This is a genomic window from Pelomonas sp. V22, from assembly GCF_030014915.1.
GTDB lineage: Bacteria > Pseudomonadota > Gammaproteobacteria > Burkholderiales > Burkholderiaceae_C > JAUASW01.
Map to the genome: position 1 here is coordinate 1 of NZ_JAGIXS010000001.1, position 16,518 is coordinate 16,518.

At 67.1% G+C, this 16,518-nt stretch carries 12 protein-coding genes and 1 pseudogene; 4 read left to right on the top strand and 9 right to left on the bottom strand.

Features of this window, described 5'->3' with window-relative positions:
- Positions 1–75 precede the first annotated feature (75 nt).
- Positions 76–345: pseudogene (locus tag J7U46_RS00005) on the bottom strand (helix-turn-helix domain-containing protein); the annotation flags it as partial.
- A 231-nt stretch (positions 346–576) separates the two neighbouring features.
- On the opposite strand from J7U46_RS00005, the gene J7U46_RS00010 reads away from it, so the two are divergent.
- Both J7U46_RS00010 and J7U46_RS00015 read left to right on the top strand, forming a co-directional pair.
- Positions 577–1,104, top strand: coding sequence for an ECF-type sigma factor (locus J7U46_RS00010; protein WP_282822765.1), 528 nt, complete (start codon positions 577–579; stop codon positions 1,102–1,104).
- A 48-nt stretch (positions 1,105–1,152) separates the two neighbouring features.
- Positions 1,153–4,065 carry a serine/threonine-protein kinase gene (locus J7U46_RS00015; RefSeq protein ID WP_282822766.1) on the top strand — a complete coding sequence of 971 codons (2,913 nt, stop codon included), beginning with the start codon at positions 1,153–1,155 and terminating at the stop codon, positions 4,063–4,065.
- Positions 4,066–4,092: 27 nt separating this feature from the next.
- Here the strand turns inward: J7U46_RS00015 and J7U46_RS00020 are convergent, their stop codons facing one another.
- From J7U46_RS00020 to J7U46_RS00050, 7 genes are all read right to left on the bottom strand, one after another.
- Entirely contained in the window at positions 4,093–5,211 is a 1,119-nt protein-coding gene (locus tag J7U46_RS00020; RefSeq protein WP_282822767.1) for a hypothetical protein, read from the bottom strand.
- A 381-nt stretch (positions 5,212–5,592) separates the two neighbouring features.
- Positions 5,593–6,666: an OmpA family protein gene (locus J7U46_RS00025; RefSeq protein WP_282822768.1), complete on the bottom strand. Its 1,074-nt coding sequence runs from the start codon at positions 6,664–6,666 to the stop codon at positions 5,593–5,595.
- Between the two features lie 53 nt (positions 6,667–6,719).
- Entirely contained in the window at positions 6,720–8,222 is a 1,503-nt protein-coding gene (locus J7U46_RS00030) for a hypothetical protein (protein ID WP_282822769.1), read from the bottom strand.
- A 240-nt stretch (positions 8,223–8,462) separates the two neighbouring features.
- Positions 8,463–9,041 (bottom strand): hypothetical protein, encoded by a 579-nt coding sequence (locus J7U46_RS00035; RefSeq protein WP_282822770.1) that lies wholly within the window; start codon positions 9,039–9,041, stop codon positions 8,463–8,465.
- Entirely contained in the window at positions 9,038–10,441 is a 1,404-nt protein-coding gene (locus J7U46_RS00040) for a hypothetical protein (RefSeq protein ID WP_282822771.1), read from the bottom strand. The genes J7U46_RS00035 and J7U46_RS00040 overlap by 4 nt, the downstream gene beginning before the upstream one ends.
- 57 nt (positions 10,442–10,498) lie before the next feature.
- Positions 10,499–11,566, bottom strand: a complete 1,068-nt coding sequence (locus J7U46_RS00045) for a hypothetical protein (RefSeq protein ID WP_282822772.1) — start codon at positions 11,564–11,566, stop codon at positions 10,499–10,501.
- Between the two features lie 497 nt (positions 11,567–12,063).
- Positions 12,064–12,567 (bottom strand): hypothetical protein, encoded by a 504-nt coding sequence (locus J7U46_RS00050; RefSeq protein ID WP_282822773.1) that lies wholly within the window; start codon positions 12,565–12,567, stop codon positions 12,064–12,066.
- Positions 12,568–12,980: 413 nt separating this feature from the next.
- Here J7U46_RS00050 and J7U46_RS00055 point away from each other — a divergent pair, with 413 nt between their 5' ends.
- Together J7U46_RS00055 and J7U46_RS00060 are read left to right on the top strand one after the other, a co-directional pair.
- A complete protein-coding gene (locus J7U46_RS00055) occupies positions 12,981–13,475 on the top strand; it encodes a hypothetical protein (RefSeq protein WP_282822774.1) in 495 nt (164 codons plus the stop codon).
- A 151-nt stretch (positions 13,476–13,626) separates the two neighbouring features.
- Entirely contained in the window at positions 13,627–14,349 is a 723-nt protein-coding gene (locus J7U46_RS00060) for a CsgG/HfaB family protein (RefSeq protein WP_282822775.1), read from the top strand.
- Positions 14,350–15,010: 661 nt separating this feature from the next.
- Here the strand turns inward: J7U46_RS00060 and J7U46_RS00065 are convergent.
- Positions 15,011–15,850 (bottom strand): PEP-CTERM sorting domain-containing protein, encoded by an 840-nt coding sequence (locus tag J7U46_RS00065; RefSeq protein ID WP_282822776.1) that lies wholly within the window; start codon positions 15,848–15,850, stop codon positions 15,011–15,013.
- Positions 15,851–16,518 lie beyond the last annotated feature (668 nt).

A 16,518-nucleotide genomic window follows, 5' to 3' on the forward strand; every position in this document is an offset into this window, starting at 1 on the left:
CGATGAACGCGTACTTCACCCGGACTGCTTGGCAAAGTACGCTGCGGCCTTTTTTAGGATGTCGCGCTCCTCGGTCATGAGCTCTGCGTGCATCTGCTTCAGCGTGCGCTGCTGCTTGCGGTTCTTGCCGGCCTCGGTCTTGAGCCATTGGGCCAGCTTCTCCGCAAACGGATCGAGCCGACTGCGGCTCTCACGCTTGGCATAGGCCGGCTCTTGGGCATCGCCGCGCAGGTACTTCCTGATGGTGTTGCGAGACAGGCCGGTGCGCCGGGCTATCTCGCGGATGGACAGCTGCTCGCGCAGGGCCCATCGCCTGATGACACTTAGTGTCGCCACGTCAATCACTCCAGTGCTCCTGCCGCAAATAGCGGCAGGGTAGGGTTCATACGTGGGTCAGGTTTGGATGGAAATTACTGCGGGTGGTGGGTCAGGATTCGGCGGAAATCAACAGACTTGCGACGTGCCGGCCAGGCGAATCGCTTTTTGAGGTCCGGAGGTCGGGCAGGTGTACCTAACTGTGCATCTACGGATCTGTGGCCCCGGTGCGTGGCAGCCTAAATCGCTGACAATGAATGCATGAATGATCCGGATGATGTTCCTCAAGTGCTCGGGGATGCGCTCTGGAATGAAGCCTTCAATGAGTTGAAGCTCCTTGCAAGGTCTCGCTTGCGCACCGTCGGTTCAGTGACTCAACTCAACACCACCGCACTGGTTCATGAGAGCTACCTCAAGCTGTCGCAGCGCGTGGGAACGGTGACCTTTCCGAGTCGAAACCACTTTTTCGCCTACGTCTCCAAGGTGATGCGCTCGGTCATTGTCGATTTGGTGCGAGAGCGCAATGCTGATCGAAGGGGCGGCGGGCTGATCCGAGTCACGTTGGAGACCGAGCCAGGTCTCGTTGCCTCCGAAGACGAACCGCTGCAGCTCGATGAGGCCTTGCGGACTCTGGAGCAGGTGGAGCCTCGCTTGGCGCAGGTCGTGGAAATGCGCTACTACGCTGGCATGACCGAGATCGAGATTGCCGAGGTCCTCCAGGTCACGGACCGCACCGTGCGGCGAGATTGGGAAAAGGCTCGCGCCATTCTCAAGACGATGCTCAGCTAGACGCCCACCGGCTGTCCGTTCTGGGCGGCGTTTCGCGTTGGAGACCCAATGAAGACATTGCCTTGCCCGCCGCAGCGCTGGAGTAGGTTCTCCGAGTTGCTAGATCAGGCCATGGCGCTGCCCGCCTCGCAGCGCAGCGGCTGGCTGGACACTTTGGGCTCAGCCGATGCCGATTTGCTCCAGCCGTTGAGGCAGGTGCTGGTGGGGTTGGCGGCGGTGGAGGAATCGCCTCAGTTCTTGGCGGAAATGCCGAGGCTGCCCCCTGAGCCGGCGCACGGGCAGCACGCGCCTGAGGACAGCGGCACCCCCACGCTGCAGGCGGGGCTGCGGGTGGGACCCTACGAACTCCTGCGCGAACTGGGACGGGGCGGCATGGGTGAGGTGTGGCTGGCGCGTCGGGTCGATGGTGCCTACCAGCGCGAGGTCGCCCTCAAGCTGCCTCACGCGCACTTGCTGGCGGGCACGGTGCGGGAGCGCTTTGAGCGGGAGCGCGACATCCTTGCCAGCCTCTCCCACCCCAACATTGCGCGCTTCTATGACGCAGGGCTCAGTGCCCATGGGCAGCCTTACCTGGCGCTGGAAGCTGTGGAGGGCTTGCCCATCACCCGCTGGGCTGACGAGCATCGGCTGGACCTCCCAGCGCGCATCCGCTTGTTCATTCAGGTGACCGCCGCGGTGGAGTATGCGCATGGCAAGCTGATCGCACACCGGGACCTCAAGCCCGCCAATGTGCTGGTCGATGCGGAGGGGCACGTGCGGCTGCTGGACTTCGGTATCGCCAAGCTGCTGCATGCCAGCGACGACGCCTCACCGCTCACCCGGTCCGATGTGCGGCTGGCCACCCCCGCCTACGCTGCCCCCGAGCAATTCACCGGTGGTGCCGTCAGCGTGGCCACGGATGTCTACGCCCTGGCGGCCATGCTGTTCGAGTTGCTGACCGGCGCGGCCCCCTTCGAAGCCGAGCGACACCGCCCGCGCCTTCGCGTGAGAGCCGACCTCGATGCCGATCCGCCACCCTTTGTCTCACAGCGCGTGGCGCCCGGCCATGCCGAGGTGATGCGCAGCACGCCCAGCCGGCTCAAACGCGCCTTGGCTGGCGATCTTGATGCCATCCTGTGCAAGGGGCTGCAGGCCCGCCCCGACGACCGCTACGCGTCTGCTGCTGCCTTTGCGGCGGACCTGGAGCGTCACCTGCGCAGTCAGCCCATCATGGCGCGGCACATCACCGGCCCCGTGCGCATGGCTCGCTTCGTACGCCGACACCGCGTGGGGGTGGCCTTGTCAGGCCTGCTGGCCCTGAGTCTCGTCGTCGGCGTTGCGGGCGTGGTGTGGCAGGGGCAGCGAGCGCTGGCCCAGGCGCGCCGCGCTGAAGCGGTAAAGGGCTTCGTGCTGGGCATCTTCAACGCCGTCGATCCTCGCCGACCCTCCGACCAACCGCGCGGCCAGATCACCGCCCGGCAGCTGATGGACCTGGCGTCGGAGCGCATCGACCGGGATTTCGAGCATGACCCCGCGTTGCGGATCGAGCTGCTCGGCGTGGTGGCGAATGTGTATGGATACTTGGCGGAGGACGACCGCTATGAGGTGCTGCACCGCCGCCAGATGGAGCTGGCTGAGAAGTACCTGGGGGTGACCGATCCGGTATACATCCAGGGGCTGCTGGTCGATGCCTACGGCGACATCTTCAGCCTTCACCCGGAGGCCGCCAAGGCGACCCTGGCGCGGGTTGACGAGCTCATCCGGCGTGCCGGTCTGGACGCTTCCGAGCAGCGTGCGGCCTGGTGGATGGCGCAGAGCGAAGTGCTGCGCGCCGTGCCGGGAGCCCATGCGCAGCGCGTCCAGGCGCTGGAGCGTGCCATTGCGCTGTACCGCCGGCATGCGCCGCAATCCGAGGACTACCCGGCCGCGCTGGCCAACCTGGGCAATGTGCACAACGCCCGCGAGGCCTGGCCGCAGGCGCAGGCGCTGTACGAGCAGGCCCTGGCTGTGCCCCTGGCCCCGGGGGCCAGCGAGGAGAACCTGTCGGTCATTCACACCAACCTGGCAATGTCGCTGATGGAGCAGGGGCAGGTGTCGGCCGCGCTGAAGCACTTCGAGACGGCAACAGCCCAGGCGCTGAGCACCTACGGCCCCAACCACAGCAACCACTTCCACGCCGTGGCCAACCACGCCCGCTGGCTGCACCGCCTGGGTGAGCGGCGCCGGGCCTTGGCGATGTTCGAGTCCCTGCCCACGCCCAAAGGCAGCGACGGCCCCGGGGACGACACGGCGCGCGAGTACCGCGGGGCAGCGCTGCTCATGGACGGCCGGCCGGACCTCGCCCTGAGCATCCTGCGCGGCGTGCAGAAGGACTACGCCGAACATATGAACCGGGAGGCGGACCAGCGCCGCCTGGACGGCTTGCTGGGCACGGCCTTGGCGCAAACCGGCGACGCGGCCGCAGCCCGGCAGCACCTTTGGGCTGCGCTGCAGGCCAGCGAGGCGCATGACGCACCCGATTCCGCTGCGCTCGCCTCGGCGCGCGAGCGATGGGCACGCTTCCTGCTGGACCAAGGCGATTCACAGGCCCAGCATCAAGGGCTGACACTGCTGCGGCAGGCCGTGCACCTGGGGGCACCTGGCGCGCAGCGTCGCGCTACCGCCGCGCAGTTGCTTGCCCACCTTGGGTTGGCCCGCGTGGCCTTGCTGAACAAGGACCTGACGGCGGCTGCCAATGCCCTGGCTGAGGCGCAGGCCGTTTGGGCCTCGCTGCCCGCCAGCCGCGAGCTGCGGCTGCAGAGTTATCTTTGGGCGGTGCAGGCTGAGCTGTTGCGGAGCCAGGGGCAGGCGGTCGCTGCGCAGGCCCTGCAGGCTCAAGCGGCCGCCTCGTCCGCAGGGTGGTACGCGCCCGAGGGGCCGCCGGCCGGGCTGGGGTGCACCGTCTTCACGCTGAAGGTCAGGGGTACGAGCTGCCGATCGTGAAGCGGTTGCCGTGGCCGGCCTCCGGGGTCATGGCAGCAGCGACGTGCCTGCGGGGCAGTTGAGTACGGTCTTCCTGCTCGCGAAGACGGCCTCGCATTGCCAGTCGTGATCCAGCGCCCAGCCCACCTCCAGGCAGTAGTTGGCGGTCCAGTCCACCACCATGCTGCGGCCATCAGGGTGGCTGACGATGGCGCTGGAGATCGGCGCTTCCTCCAGGGCTGCGCCGCTGACCTGCCCGCCGTAGGTCCGGTCCACTGTGCATCCAGCCGGCGCACGCAGTGTGTAGGTGTCGCGCCCGCGGAAAGGTGCGACCGGCTTGTCGTGGTTGTAGAGCAGATGATGGGCGCTCAGCTCACCGGGCTGCGGTACCCACGGACGATCCAATAACCCACCTTCGCGCATCCAGCCGTAGTTCTTCACGCGATTGACGCCATTGCATTGGCCACCCGAGATCCCCGGAAACTGGCACTGTGCCACCTCCCAGACCTTGGCGGAATCGACCTCCATGCGCTGCATCTTCTGGGCGGGTGCTTCCCAGGCCACGCGCTGCTGGGTGCCCTGCCTGCCTTGGGCGTCGATGAGTTGCACCAGCACGTCTGGGCTCTGCGATTGGGCAGTGGACGGAATGTCGACGAACACGGTGTCGTGCTGCCATATCGAGGGCGTCAGCACCAGCGCGCCGCCGGGGAAGCCCCCCACCAACCTGACTTGGCCGGGCGCCTTGCCAAAGCAGCGGCCCTGCAACAGCAGGGCGCCGCCAGGTGCCACGCGGCTTTGCTTCAGGCTGGCCACGCTGGGGCGATCCAGCACGGCGCTGCTGTTGCGCCCCACTGGGTAGTCCACGCCATTGCAAGTGATGTGGCCAGTGAGTGCGCCCAGGGGGGAGGTGCCGCTGAGGGCGCCAGGTCGCACACCCAGGCCCGAAGGGGGCGTCGTGGGCGGTGTGGTCTTCTGCGCCAGGGATGAGGCCTCGCGACGCAGGGCCTCGTTGGCAGCTGCGAGGCCCGTCGCCACGGGGGCGGCTTCCCCCGGGACTGCGGCGGTGTAGCGGCTCAGCTCGGCCGAGGCGCGCTCGCCCCGGCTCAAGACACGCACAGTCGGCTTGCCATTCGCACCCGTCGGGGAAGAGGGGCTCGGCCTGGCCATCGCGGCTACCCCTTGACGTGCCGGGGCCATGGTGGGTGGCGGGAGCGTGGGTGAGGGGGGTGTCATGGCAGGGGGCATCGCAGGTGGTGTGCTGCCTGGGTTTTGTGCTGCCGGCCCGCCCCAGTCGATGGCGCGCTGCGGGCGCGGCGCAGAGCCCTGGGCAAGCACCCCCGACGAGGCGGCGGTGGCGATCAGCGACGCAGCAAGCCAAGCCTGGCTGCGCACCAGGCGGTTCAGCCGGTGGGGCATGAGACTGGCGCGGCGGCGTAGGGAAGATGGGTTGTGCGTCATGGTGCGGCAGCGGGAGTGGAGTTCGTCTAGCTCAACGCGTCGCCATGCTGAATCCGGACAGCTGGACGCCCCTGCTCCGGTGCTGCCCGCTTACTCGGCCTCCAGCACCAACTCCACCCGTCGGTTGCGGGCCCGGCCTTGCAGGGTCGCGTTGCTGTCGACGGGGCGGCTGGCCCCAAAGCCGACGGTGCGAAGGCGGGAGCCCAGCCTGGCGTTGCGCTGCGTCAGTGCCGCCTGCACCGCCTGGGCCCGAGCCTTCGATAGCGCCAGGTTGGCCTCGTCGCTGCCGATGTTGTCGGTATGCCCTTCGAGGCGCCAAGTGGCGCTGGGTCGTGCGGCCTGCAGGGCTGCGACAAGGGTGTCCAGCGCGGCAGCGCAGTCGCTGCGCAGCACGGCGGAACGAAAGTCGAAGCTCAGTCCCGGCAGGACCACGCGGCGCTCCCGATCCAGTGCTGCGGTGAGGCGCGCAGCGTCGTCGGGGGCGGGCCAGTCGATGCGCACCACGGCCAACTCGTGCACCCCGATGCGCCAGCCCAGGGCGATGGGGTTGCGGGCATCGTCCAGCACGTCAAGCTGCACGGGTACGCTGTGGCCACTGCGGGTGCGCAGCTCACCAGCAGCACGCAGCACGGGCAGGGTCTGTGGCCGACCTCTCAGCAGGACGGCTCGGGGCGGTGGTGCGGCCTGGCGCAGCAACTCGCCGCTCAGCACCACCTCGCCGGCCGCGAAGAGGGCACCCAGACCCAGAGGGTCGGGCGCGCCTGGCATGAAGGCTGCGGGGTCTTCAACGATGCGCAGTGTGCTGCGCCCCGTCCGCAGCGCTGCCAGCACCCGGGTCGAGGGGCCCAGCGCGGTCGTGCCGGGGTAGTCTTCCTCGGCGTCGTCTTCAAAGCGGGGGCGGTAGGTGGTGGCCGAGGCCAGGTCCGTGTCGAGCTGCAAACGCAGGCTTCGCGATGGATGCGGGGCCGGGCCTCCGTTCGGATGGCGGCGGGTGGCTTGCAGTTCGATGCGCCAGCCCTGCAGCGGCGCTGGCAGGCGACCGAGAAGCGTCTTGGTGGATTCGTAGTCGCCTGCGCCGCTCTCGTGCACGGCGGTCGTCACGCGCAGCCCCGCCACGAGGGGCACGAGCAGTGGCGGCTCGGGCTCGGGGACTGCCCTTGCCACGATCGGCCAGGCCAAGCCCGCCAGCCATGTCCGCCGATTTAGGGGCGTTGCCATCAGCAGCTCCCTGCCGGGTTGCAGAGCTTGAGATGCAGCTTGTAGCGCCCCTGGGCCACTCGGTTGCCATTCTCCTGCGTAAGGACCTCGTCCAACACGAGGCCGGCCTTGGTGCGCTTCACGGGCAACTGGAGGGCGGTGCCGCCCGAGACGCGGGTAAGGAAGAAGCCCGCATCCTTGTAGGGCAGCTCGAAGGCCGTGGCCACGGGCACGATGCTCAGCGGCGAGACGATGACATAGACCACGCGAGCGTTGGCGGTGTAGTCGCTCGTGGGGCTGCCGATGCGCAAGCTGAGGCGGTCGTTGACGATCTCGCCCTCCACCGGCACGAGGAAACCATAGGGCTGCAGCATGGCGATGGAGGCTTTGCCGTCGATGTCGATGGGTTTTTCTTCTTGCAGCGTCCGGTCAGCGCTCAAGGCCATGCCGATGAGCGGCCGGGGGAGCAGGGCACGCTTGAACAGGCGTGCCCCGGCGGTGAGGTCTGGCCAGCCGATGCGGATGGCGTCTTCGTCCAGCGTGAAGCGCGTGGCCTGCCCGGTGAACTCGCCCTTGACGGCCACCGCCGCCCCGGCTGTGCTGCCCTTTGCGTAGCGCAGATCGAGCAGGCCCTTGAAGCTGATGTCGTAGGCCCACCATTTCTGGCCTGTCATCTGTGAGAAGAACTCGGCATGCATCTCGCCCTCGAAGTTGCCAGAGAGGCGCTCGCAGTAGCGGTCGAAGGCCTTGCCGGCTGTCCAGGCCGCCAGGTCGTTGAGCCGCACCAGCCAGTTCGCCCCCTTCTCCGAGGCGACCTTGGACAGCAGTTCGGCAGCGGATTTGGCGTTGGCCAGGCGCTGCTTGGGAGCAGGTTGAACCAGGCGCATCAGTTGACTGATGCCGAAGTCTTGCAGGGCCCCTTTGAGCAGTTCGCCCACGCTGGCGGCGCTGTTGCTCAGGGCCGAGGCGAGCTTGAAGCCCTCGGCCACCCGTTCCAGCGACTCGCAGGTCACGCTCGCGCGCCGGCTGGCTGCCAGTTGATTCACGATGCGGCGGCGCTCTGCCATGGCACTGCGGGTCCAGTCGTCGAGCCGGCGCGCAGCGAAGACGAGGGCCGGGTGCAGCGCCGGTTGGTCGGCCACGGCCGCGCGGATCGGTGCCAGCAGCGCGTCCACGTCACCGAGCTCGCGCATGTGTTGCTGCAGGCCCGGCCCGGCGGCGCTCCAGCGGGTGCGCAGCTCGTCGCGGGCGGGGTTGTCGGGCAGCTTGGCGATTTGCGCGTCGATGTCCTGGGCAATGTCTTGCGTCAACCGAGCCAGTTCGGTCAGCTCGGCCTTGGCGCTAGCCGCAGCCTGGTCGAGTGTGCTTGCCGCAGCGGCGCTGGTCATCACCTCGAAGCTCTGGCTGCCTCGTGCAGTGCCGGCGGGCGAGGTGGCCTCCACGCGGTAGCAGCCCGGTCCCTGCGTGACGGCGAAGCCCACGCTGAAGTCGCCGTTCGGCGCGGGCTGTGTGCGCAGCTCCACCGCCGCCTGCCCCTCGGGGGGGCGTGATGCGCAGCACCACGGCGCCTTTGCCGTCCAGCGGTGTCATGCCGGTGAGGGTCACGGGCTCGCCTGGCAGGGCGACGGACGGCTGTGCCAGCAGCGACACCCTGGCCTTGCCTCCCTTGTCGACGCCGGTGCCTGCCCCAGGGTTTTCGGCTTGCGCCAACCCGGCAGCCAGCGCCGCCCCCAGGAGCAGGCCGGTGGCCAGCTTCAGGGCTGTCATGGTGCCGCCAAGGCGCTCCGGCCCGCAGCTTCCAGCCGCTCGCCCAGGCCTTGCGTCATGCCCATGCCCACGACACCGAATGCGTAAACCGTGTGCCCCGCGCGGACAACGAGCAGCGTGGTGTCGGCGCCGGCCAAGTCGTCGGTTTGCAGCCAGGCCTCGTCGCCCAAACCTTCGGGCGCGCGCCCCGAGCGGCGGGTTTTCTCTCCGAGTGCGGCATTCACGCCCTTGCTGAGCTTGCTTTGCACGCTTGATATCGCCTCGAACAGCCGGGCTGCATTGGCAGCGTCAGGCAGCCGGTTGACGCTGAGCGTGAGCACGGGGAAGGGCATGTCCTCGCGGCCGCTGTTCCAACTGCAGTTCTCGGGCTTGTCGGCGGTGGCATGGCTCGTCGGCAGGCGCAGCACCAGCGCGGCCTGGGCCGGGCTCAATCGGGCGCAGGCTGTCGTGGATGCGGCGGGCGTGCTCGCCTGCTGCGTGTCGGGGGGCGGTGCGCTGCCATTGCAGGCCGCCAGCAGGGCCGGCAGTAGCAGCAGCGTCCATCGGCTGGGCGTGGCAATCATGGTGGTCGTCATGGCAGTGCGGTGCCGGCGGGGCAACTGATCACGGTTTTGCGGCTCATGTAGCTGCCGACGCAGCTCCAGTCGTGGTCGAGCGCCCAGCCGTACTTCACGCAGAAGTCGGCGCGCCAGTCCACGGCGACCGTGCGCTCGTCCAGGTGGGTGGCGGTAATGCCGGTGGCAGGCGCGTTGTTGGGAGGGCTCCAGAAGGTCTTCTCCGCAACGCAGCCTGCCGGTGCGCGCAGGCGGTAGACGTCACGCCCCTGGAAGGGCTCGACCGGCTTGTCCAGGTCGACGCGACGGTGCAGCGCGCCGATGGCCGTGGCGGGGAGGGATTCGGCGAGCCACTGCGTGTGCTGAGCGAGAAAGATGCCGAACAGGGGCTTGGCATCAAGACTCTGGAGCAGTTGTGCACCGGAGCGGCACACCGCGTCGAAAGGGGCCTGGTTGCTATCGCATTGCACGATCTCCCACACGCGTGCCGAGTCGACTTCCAGGATCTGGGGTGGCGCCTCCCAGGTGCCGGGCAGCTCGTTGGAGAGCACGCCTCGGGCATCGAGCAACTGCACCACCACCTGATGGCTGGCCACGCCATTGAGCTGAGGAATCTCGGCGTACACCACATCGTGTCGCCACACGGGGGTACTCAGTAGCAACTGCCCGCCCGGAAAATTGCCAATCAGCCGTACACGACCGGGGGTGGCGCCAAAGCACAGGCCGTTGAGCACCACGGCGCCGCCGGGGCCGATATGGCTTTGCTTCAGGTTGAGCAGTTGCGGGCCTGTGAGCGATGTGGCACCGCGGGTGGTGCGAGTCGTGTAGTCCACGCCGTTGCAGTGCTGGATGGAAATGGCGCCGCCGCTGGGGCGCAGCAGCGTGCTGGCCATGTTGCCCGGACCAGCGCCTTCGACGGACTGGCGCAGCGCCGCATTGGCTGCAGCCCACTGGCCTGCAGGTGAGGTGCCCAGGGTGTTCATGCCCTGGCCATGTACGGTGCGCGTCCAGGTGGCCTGCGTCATCGCCGGGCTGCCACCACGCAGCACTTGCATGGTGGAGGACTCACGCAGTGCCTTGATCGTGGTGTTGCGACCCTCAAAGCGAACGGGCTGGCTGTCGGTCAGGTTGGTCAGGTCCCGCGGTGTTTTCAGCTCGGGCAGACTGCCTTGCGCGAGGGTGTGCGCCCCATTGCCTGGTGGCTGCCTGGCGCTGAAGGTGGAGGGCGCCACTGGCGATGCCACTGCAGGCTGCACGGTAAGGGAGGGTGCACGGGGCGGCGCCGGCCGCAGGGTAGACGACAGGCCCGGCGCGGGAGCCGCCGAGGTGCTGCCCCAGTTGATGCCTGCCGAGGCGCGGGGCGCGGGTGGCGCGGGCTCGCCCTGGACCGGGTGAGCCAGTGCGAGCATGGCGGTGAGCACGGCCGAACGGGAAAGGTGTAGAAGGCGAGCAGGCATGAGCGTCATCCGGAGCAGGCCTCACCACCGACGCGGCAGCGCCGTGGGTGCGACGGGAGTGGTGCGCTGGGCGGGCCCCGCACGAGTGGGCGGCACGAGGACGGGTGCCGCGCGACTGGGTTGCGGCGTGCTGGTGGCAGGGCGCTGCCACAGGTCCGCAGTGCCGCGCTGAGTGAGCAGATCGCCAGGCTTGCTGCCCATGCCAGCGGGCCAGATTGCCATGATCTTCAGCTCGTACATCCGCCAGCGCCCAACCCCTGGTGCCTGCCAGGGCACATCCACGACATGGTCGGCCGCGGCACTCCAGCGCCGCTCGCCCTGAGTCGGACGCACCAGCAGCTCGCGTATCGGCATCTCCTCGGGACGACCCAGCTGCATGTCGCCAGACCAGAAGCGCACGTCAACCTCGGCCGGGTTTTGCGAGACCCAGGCCGCTGTCCACGCCGGCAGACGAAAGCCGTACGTGTCGACCCCGTCAGCCTTGTTGGGCGCGCGCGCGGGCCAATCCCCATCCTGGAAGTGAATGGCACGCAGCTGCGTGTGTTCATAGCGGCCGAGCAAGGACAGCATGGTGTCGCCGCGCTCGTGCAGGCGCTGGCTCTTGAACAGGGGCCTCTGCAGCACGTCGCATCGCGAGGCGGCTGTGGGGTGAGGCTCGGCACATGCGAGCACCTGGAACGCCGCAGCCAGCGGCCCCACTTCCCACAGCGGATAGAAGCTGACGCCCTGTGCTGCGCTGGTGCGTCCGTCGGCTCGCACCACCAGGAGTGCCGCCGGGCTGGGCGGCACTCCACGCACGTCGCTCGGCACCAGCAACTCGATGCGGTCATCGGTCCACTGCTGCACTGTCGCCACGATGACTGGTGCCGACTGCGCCAATGCTACGGTGCCTTGACCAGCAGGCCGGTCGAGCGCCTGCAGCACCACCTTGACCTGCCCGGGTGTACCGCCAAAGCAACGCCCCGTGACGATCAGGCTTTCGCCCGGCGCCACGACGTCGCTCCTGTCCTCGGGCAGTGCGGGCGGGGACAGGCGAAGGACGCCGTGATAGAACGCCTCCAACCCTTGGCCGCCCGTGACCCGGCTCACCTGTGGTGCTTCCGTCTCCAGGTTCCCGCAGCTTCCCGACAGCTTGGGATCACGCCCCAGGGCACGATGGATCGGTGACGTGCTGCCGGTGGAAGACGGTTCAGCCGCTGGGCCCAAGGCGGGCGGAGCTGGCGGGTTTGCACCTGGAAGGTTTACACCCGGAAGGTTGCGAGGCACGGCTCCGGTCCCTTGCGGCAACGGCGTGGACGCCCGTGGCTCCACGACTGCCGACGGGGCAGGAAGCGCTGGCGCTGTCGGCAGTGCCCGCATGGCTGGTGCACCTGTCATCACGCCTGGCAATCCACGCGGCGACGGGAGCGGTGCAGGCGCCTGGCGTTGCGCGCCCTCCCAGTTGATGGCGGCCGACGCACGGGGCGCTGGCGGCAGGGGTTGGGAAGTGCTCGGACCGGAAGCGGCCCAGGCCGTGAGTCCAAGCACGGCGAAACGGTGGAGAAGGCGGCGCATGGTGGCTTCCTTGGCGAATGAGGTGCGGGGCCTCACGGCGTGTCGGCCTGCGGCGGGCTGGTATGCAGCGTGCGTGGCAGCGAGGGCCAATTGAGCAGACCGTCACTGCGGTCCGAGTTCTCCAGCAAGTAGCGCAGGGTTCGGTAGTTGTATTGATTCACCGTAACGCCTTGGTAGGCATGGCGGTGCGTCGCGAGGGCTTTCTCGGTGGCTGCCAGTCGCACTTCGAGGGCCTGCATGCGACGCTGCATGTGTTGAAGCTGAGCTTCCGGGCTTTGCAGCCCCTCAGGCAGCATGGACGCGCCAGCGGCTTGGGTGGGTTGCTGGCGCGCGGCGGCGGAGGCCGGCAGCGCTGCCTGGGCAGGGGAGGGCAACACCGGCGGCTGCGTCAGCGTTTGTGCGGCAGGGGGCGGGACCTGCCGCTGTACCGGCGATGGGGTACCGGGCTGCGCCGGCGCTCCCACGCCCCAGTTGGGCGGTGCCGTCTTGACCTGAGCCAGGGCAGCGCCGCCGCCCCACATAAGCAGGGCGGCCATCAAGGCGGTTAAGCAACGGGAGAGGCAGTTGGTGTTGACCATCGGCTTGGCGTTGATCGCAGTGCATCGACTTCCCAACCAACGCAGACCGAAACACGATCCGGACATCCAGGCGGTTTGTCGAGCCGTTACGCAACAGGCCTCCAGCGCGCCGCGGCCTCCGGGCGCGTTTTGCCTCGGCGCATGCCAGCCAGGTGCGCCGAAGTGGTAAGCCCAAGCCAAACCTTGCGGCACCGCATCACCAGCGGCCAAGCGACCAACCAGGGCCGATGCAAGGCGGCGCGAGTGGGCGTTATTGCATGCGGCCTGGGCCTCATGCCAGCGGGTGGTGGATCAATGGGTGGACATGTCCGTCTTTGACCCGAAGCTGCGTTCGAGCAGGGGATCTCCCCTCTTCACTGCAAGGACACTCCATGATCCTCAGCTTTCGCCCACCGCTCTGCACCGCGCTTTTCTGGTTGGCGGCCAGCGCATGTCCTGGCTTTGCCCACGCCCAGAACGCGGCCTGCGTCAAATCCCTCAGCCAGGCCAATCTCAAGCAGATCGACTCGCCCTCCTTTCATTCCATCAAGCGCTTCTCGGGCACGAGCCTCGAGGTCATTAAGGCCAACGGGAAGCTCTATCAGCGCATGGGTAGCGAGCCCTGGTCTGCAGCTCCTTTCACGGTGCAGGTCCTGCGTAATGCGGTAGCAGTCGCCGAGAAAGCCATCGTGAGCTGCGAGCGTGGCGGGATTGAGACCGTGGACGGCAAGCCGGCGCAGGTGTTCAAGTTTTCCGTCAAGGACCCGGTGGTCGGTGTGGTCGCGGCGCAGGTGTGGGTTGGCACGCAGGACGGCTTGCCTTACCGGGAGGAAAGCACCGCGGTCAAGGCCACAACCAGCTATGACAACGTCAAGGCACCAATGTAGGCCCATGTCCTGTTCTGCCTTCGGGTGGCGTTGGCGGTTCCAAGTTCTCCACCTTCGTCTCGTCAGTTGCAAGGACACCGCCGTCATGAATACGCCCCACTGCGCTCCTGGTTGTTTTTCCTCTGCACGCCGCTTTGCCTTGTGCGGCGGTATGACGTTGGCGCTCGCTGCTCTCGCGGGGTGTGCCAGCAAGGGTGCGCGCGAAGATTCGTCGGGCACCTCGCAGGCTCTGCGCAAGCTGCCGCGCAAGAGCCAGGAGCAACGCGTGGCCGTGGCCGTCTACGAGGTGAGCAGCAACTCGATGGAGCTGCCCTCGCGCGGGGCCACCGAGATGTTCAAGACGGCGCTGGTGAAGTCCGGGCAGTTCCGTGTGGTCGAGCGCGCCAAGCTGGCGCGCGGCGTTGTGGCCGAGAAGCAGCTGAACGGAGCCGGTCAGACCACGGGGACCGTGGCACAGCAGCCCTTGCGTGGCGCCGAGTACATCTTCCAGGCCGAGATCACCGAGATCAGCGCCAGCGGGAGCGGCTCGTCCACCGGGCTGAACGTGGCCGGACTGCAGCTCGGCGGCTCTGACAACAAGGATACCTTGGGCTTGGACATCTCCATCGTCGATGCCGCCACGGGTGACATCGTGGATGCCGTGAACGTGCGTCGCAAGCTGGCAGGCTCGTCGTTGAGCGTGTCAGGCGTTGGCGCGCTTGTCAGCCGCGTGATGGCCGAACGCGGCAAAGTAGCCAGCGCCTACACGCCCGAGGTGGCTCATAGCAGCAGCCGAAAAGATGGCCTCGATGAGGGCCTGCGCAGCTGCCTCGAAGAAGGCGTGCGCTTGCTGGCATTGCGTTTCGACGTTAAACCCGCACGGCCGGTTCCGTGACCCCAGCCCGTCGTTGAGCCTGAAAATTGACTCCACCATCGCCGCACTCAGGTTGCAATAGGGAGTGGGCAGTCCCCGCCTTTTGAATTAGCCCGGTGTTCAAGGCTGAGCGGTCTCTCGAGACGCTGTTCGTGCTACGTGCATTTGCCTCCCGAACGAACTAGGCGAAGCTTCCCGGGCTGTGTTGCGCGGACTCATGCGTAGCGCCGACCGAGCTTAAGACAAGGAGATGCGTCCCGCCACTCGCCCCGGGAACTCTGACACCACTGGTCAACGGCGAGGGTGCCTTCGCAGGCAGTCCTCAAGGTGTGCCTGATGGCTGTTGTGCCTCCCGAGGATGAACGAACAGGCGCATCAAGGCGTAAATGTCGCTCAAGGCGATAGTCGGTGCGAAGCCTGGCGCATCTGAAACGTCAACGCGTACACCTCGCTGTTTAAAGCTTGAGGTAGGTCTCGCGCACGAGCGGCGTTGAACTGGGGCAGGGGCACTGCCGCCAGCAACTGCGAACTCGCTAGCCGCTTCAATTCCCAAATGGCCTCCCTCTAGCGGGAGGCTTCTCTCACCGCAGGTGCGTCTTCCCGAAATTCAAGGCGAAACAGGGGCGTGTCATGCCAAGCCGATCCGATGCAAGCACAGGGGACGTTGGCATCGTAGGTTTGCTCAATGCGAACGACCGGCGCGACGCCGACGTCCGAATAGCAGACCCGTCAGAACCAGGCTGAGCGTGGCCGGCTCCGGCACAGAGCCATCAGGCGGCGTGTCACTCGGCAGCGCAAAGTCATGCCCGCTGGCACCCAGGGTGTTGAGATCAGCCACCGAAGGTGCGAGGTAGAAGTAGGAGGAGTGCCCGTAGTCGGCTTCGGCAAAGCGGCTCTTGGCATTGGCCGAGACATACGTGGTGGCATTGAGGCCGGCGCTGATCAGTAGCTCTGCACCGATCTGTGTGTCCAGCGTCAGCCAGTACCAGCCCTCGTCGTCTCTGTTGGAATTCCAGTTCAGCGACACCGTGGCGCCCGTCAAGTCCCGAAAGTTCACGTAGGCGCTTACCTCGGTCGCGAGGGCGCCGCCCATCTCGAAGCTAGGCGTGCTCGTCGTGCCCTCAATGTGAAGTGCCAGTTGGTACTGCACAGGGGTGCCCGCCGCCAGGCCGCCGCCCTTCACCAGCACGGTGTCGGCAAAGGTGCTGCCGATTTCGGATGCTGCGTAGTCCAGCGGATTGGTGCCCGGCGTCCAGGCTGGATTGGTGGACCACGACCAGGCCTTGAGCACCCCTGGTGCAGCGGACACACGGCCAAAGGCCTTGCCTGCGCCCGCCACGGCGGCGGTCTGCTCGATCGTCGTACTGGTTTGGGCCTGCGGCTGGTTCAGGTAGTTGAACTGCTGGTAGCCCACATCAGTCTGATTGGGACCAGGCGAGAAGCTATGGACATGGGTATTGACGATGCCGGTTGTTTGAAACACCGGGGAGGCCTGCGCGGCCGAACTGGCAACGCCGATCAAGGCCCAGCTGAGTAAGGCAACAGGCAGTCGCGTGGAAGGCAGAGTCATAGAGGTTCCCCGAGTTGAGCGCTACCAAGCCCTGTGCCTAGCAGTCAGGGTGGCCAACGCGGTCTCGTGGGCAACCCGGACATGGCGGGACTCGCCGCACGGAAGAATTCCGCTCAGCTCACCTCAGTTAAAAGCCTGGGCCAATGCCTGCAGCAACTCGTCCAGCTGCGCTCATGGGCACCGTGACGACAACCACGAGGCCACCGCCGAGACGGTGGAACCGCAGTCGCTGAAGCTGCTGGAGCAACTGCGCATCACTAGCCGTGTGGCCCCCATGCTGGGGCTAGTGACTATGGTGGTTCACATGGGCGCGGCGCTGGTGGAGGTATGGCGCGTCTTCGCAACAACGTGCTTGTCGATGCAACCCTTGCGTCACCGTTCGTTGAAAGGCGGCGTCTGAACCGGGGCGATTCAGCCTGCTGTTGGGCGAAGAGGCAATAAGGCTAGGGGGTGAAATGCTGTCGCACTCAAATGCAACGCAAGGTTGCGGAGCGTATTTGCTTCGTGTTTTGAGGGGCTAGGGGGTGAAATGCTGTCGAAAACAGGCATTTCTGGGGGGGGTGAAATGTCTTCGCCTTACTGCAAGCGGTCCGGGATCGGGTCCATGGGCGAGGCTGATT

Bases quoted from the DNA above. Each gene is read 5' to 3' on its own strand.
- J7U46_RS00010 (WP_282822765.1), top strand. From the start codon at position 577: ATGAATGATCCGGATGATGTTCCTCAAGTGCTCGGGGATGCGCTCTGG.
- J7U46_RS00015 (WP_282822766.1), top strand. From the start codon at position 1,153: ATGAAGACATTGCCTTGCCCGCCGCAGCGCTGGAGTAGGTTCTCCGAG.
- J7U46_RS00020 (WP_282822767.1), bottom strand. From the start codon at position 5,211: ATGGCCAGGCCGAGCCCCTCTTCCCCGACGGGTGCGAATGGCAAGCCG.
- J7U46_RS00035 (WP_282822770.1), bottom strand. From the start codon at position 9,041: ATGACGACCACCATGATTGCCACGCCCAGCCGATGGACGCTGCTGCTA.
- J7U46_RS00050 (WP_282822773.1), bottom strand. From the start codon at position 12,567: ATGGCCGCCCTGCTTATGTGGGGCGGCGGCGCTGCCCTGGCTCAGGTC.
- J7U46_RS00055 (WP_282822774.1), top strand. From the start codon at position 12,981: ATGATCCTCAGCTTTCGCCCACCGCTCTGCACCGCGCTTTTCTGGTTG.
- J7U46_RS00060 (WP_282822775.1), top strand. From the start codon at position 13,627: ATGACGTTGGCGCTCGCTGCTCTCGCGGGGTGTGCCAGCAAGGGTGCG.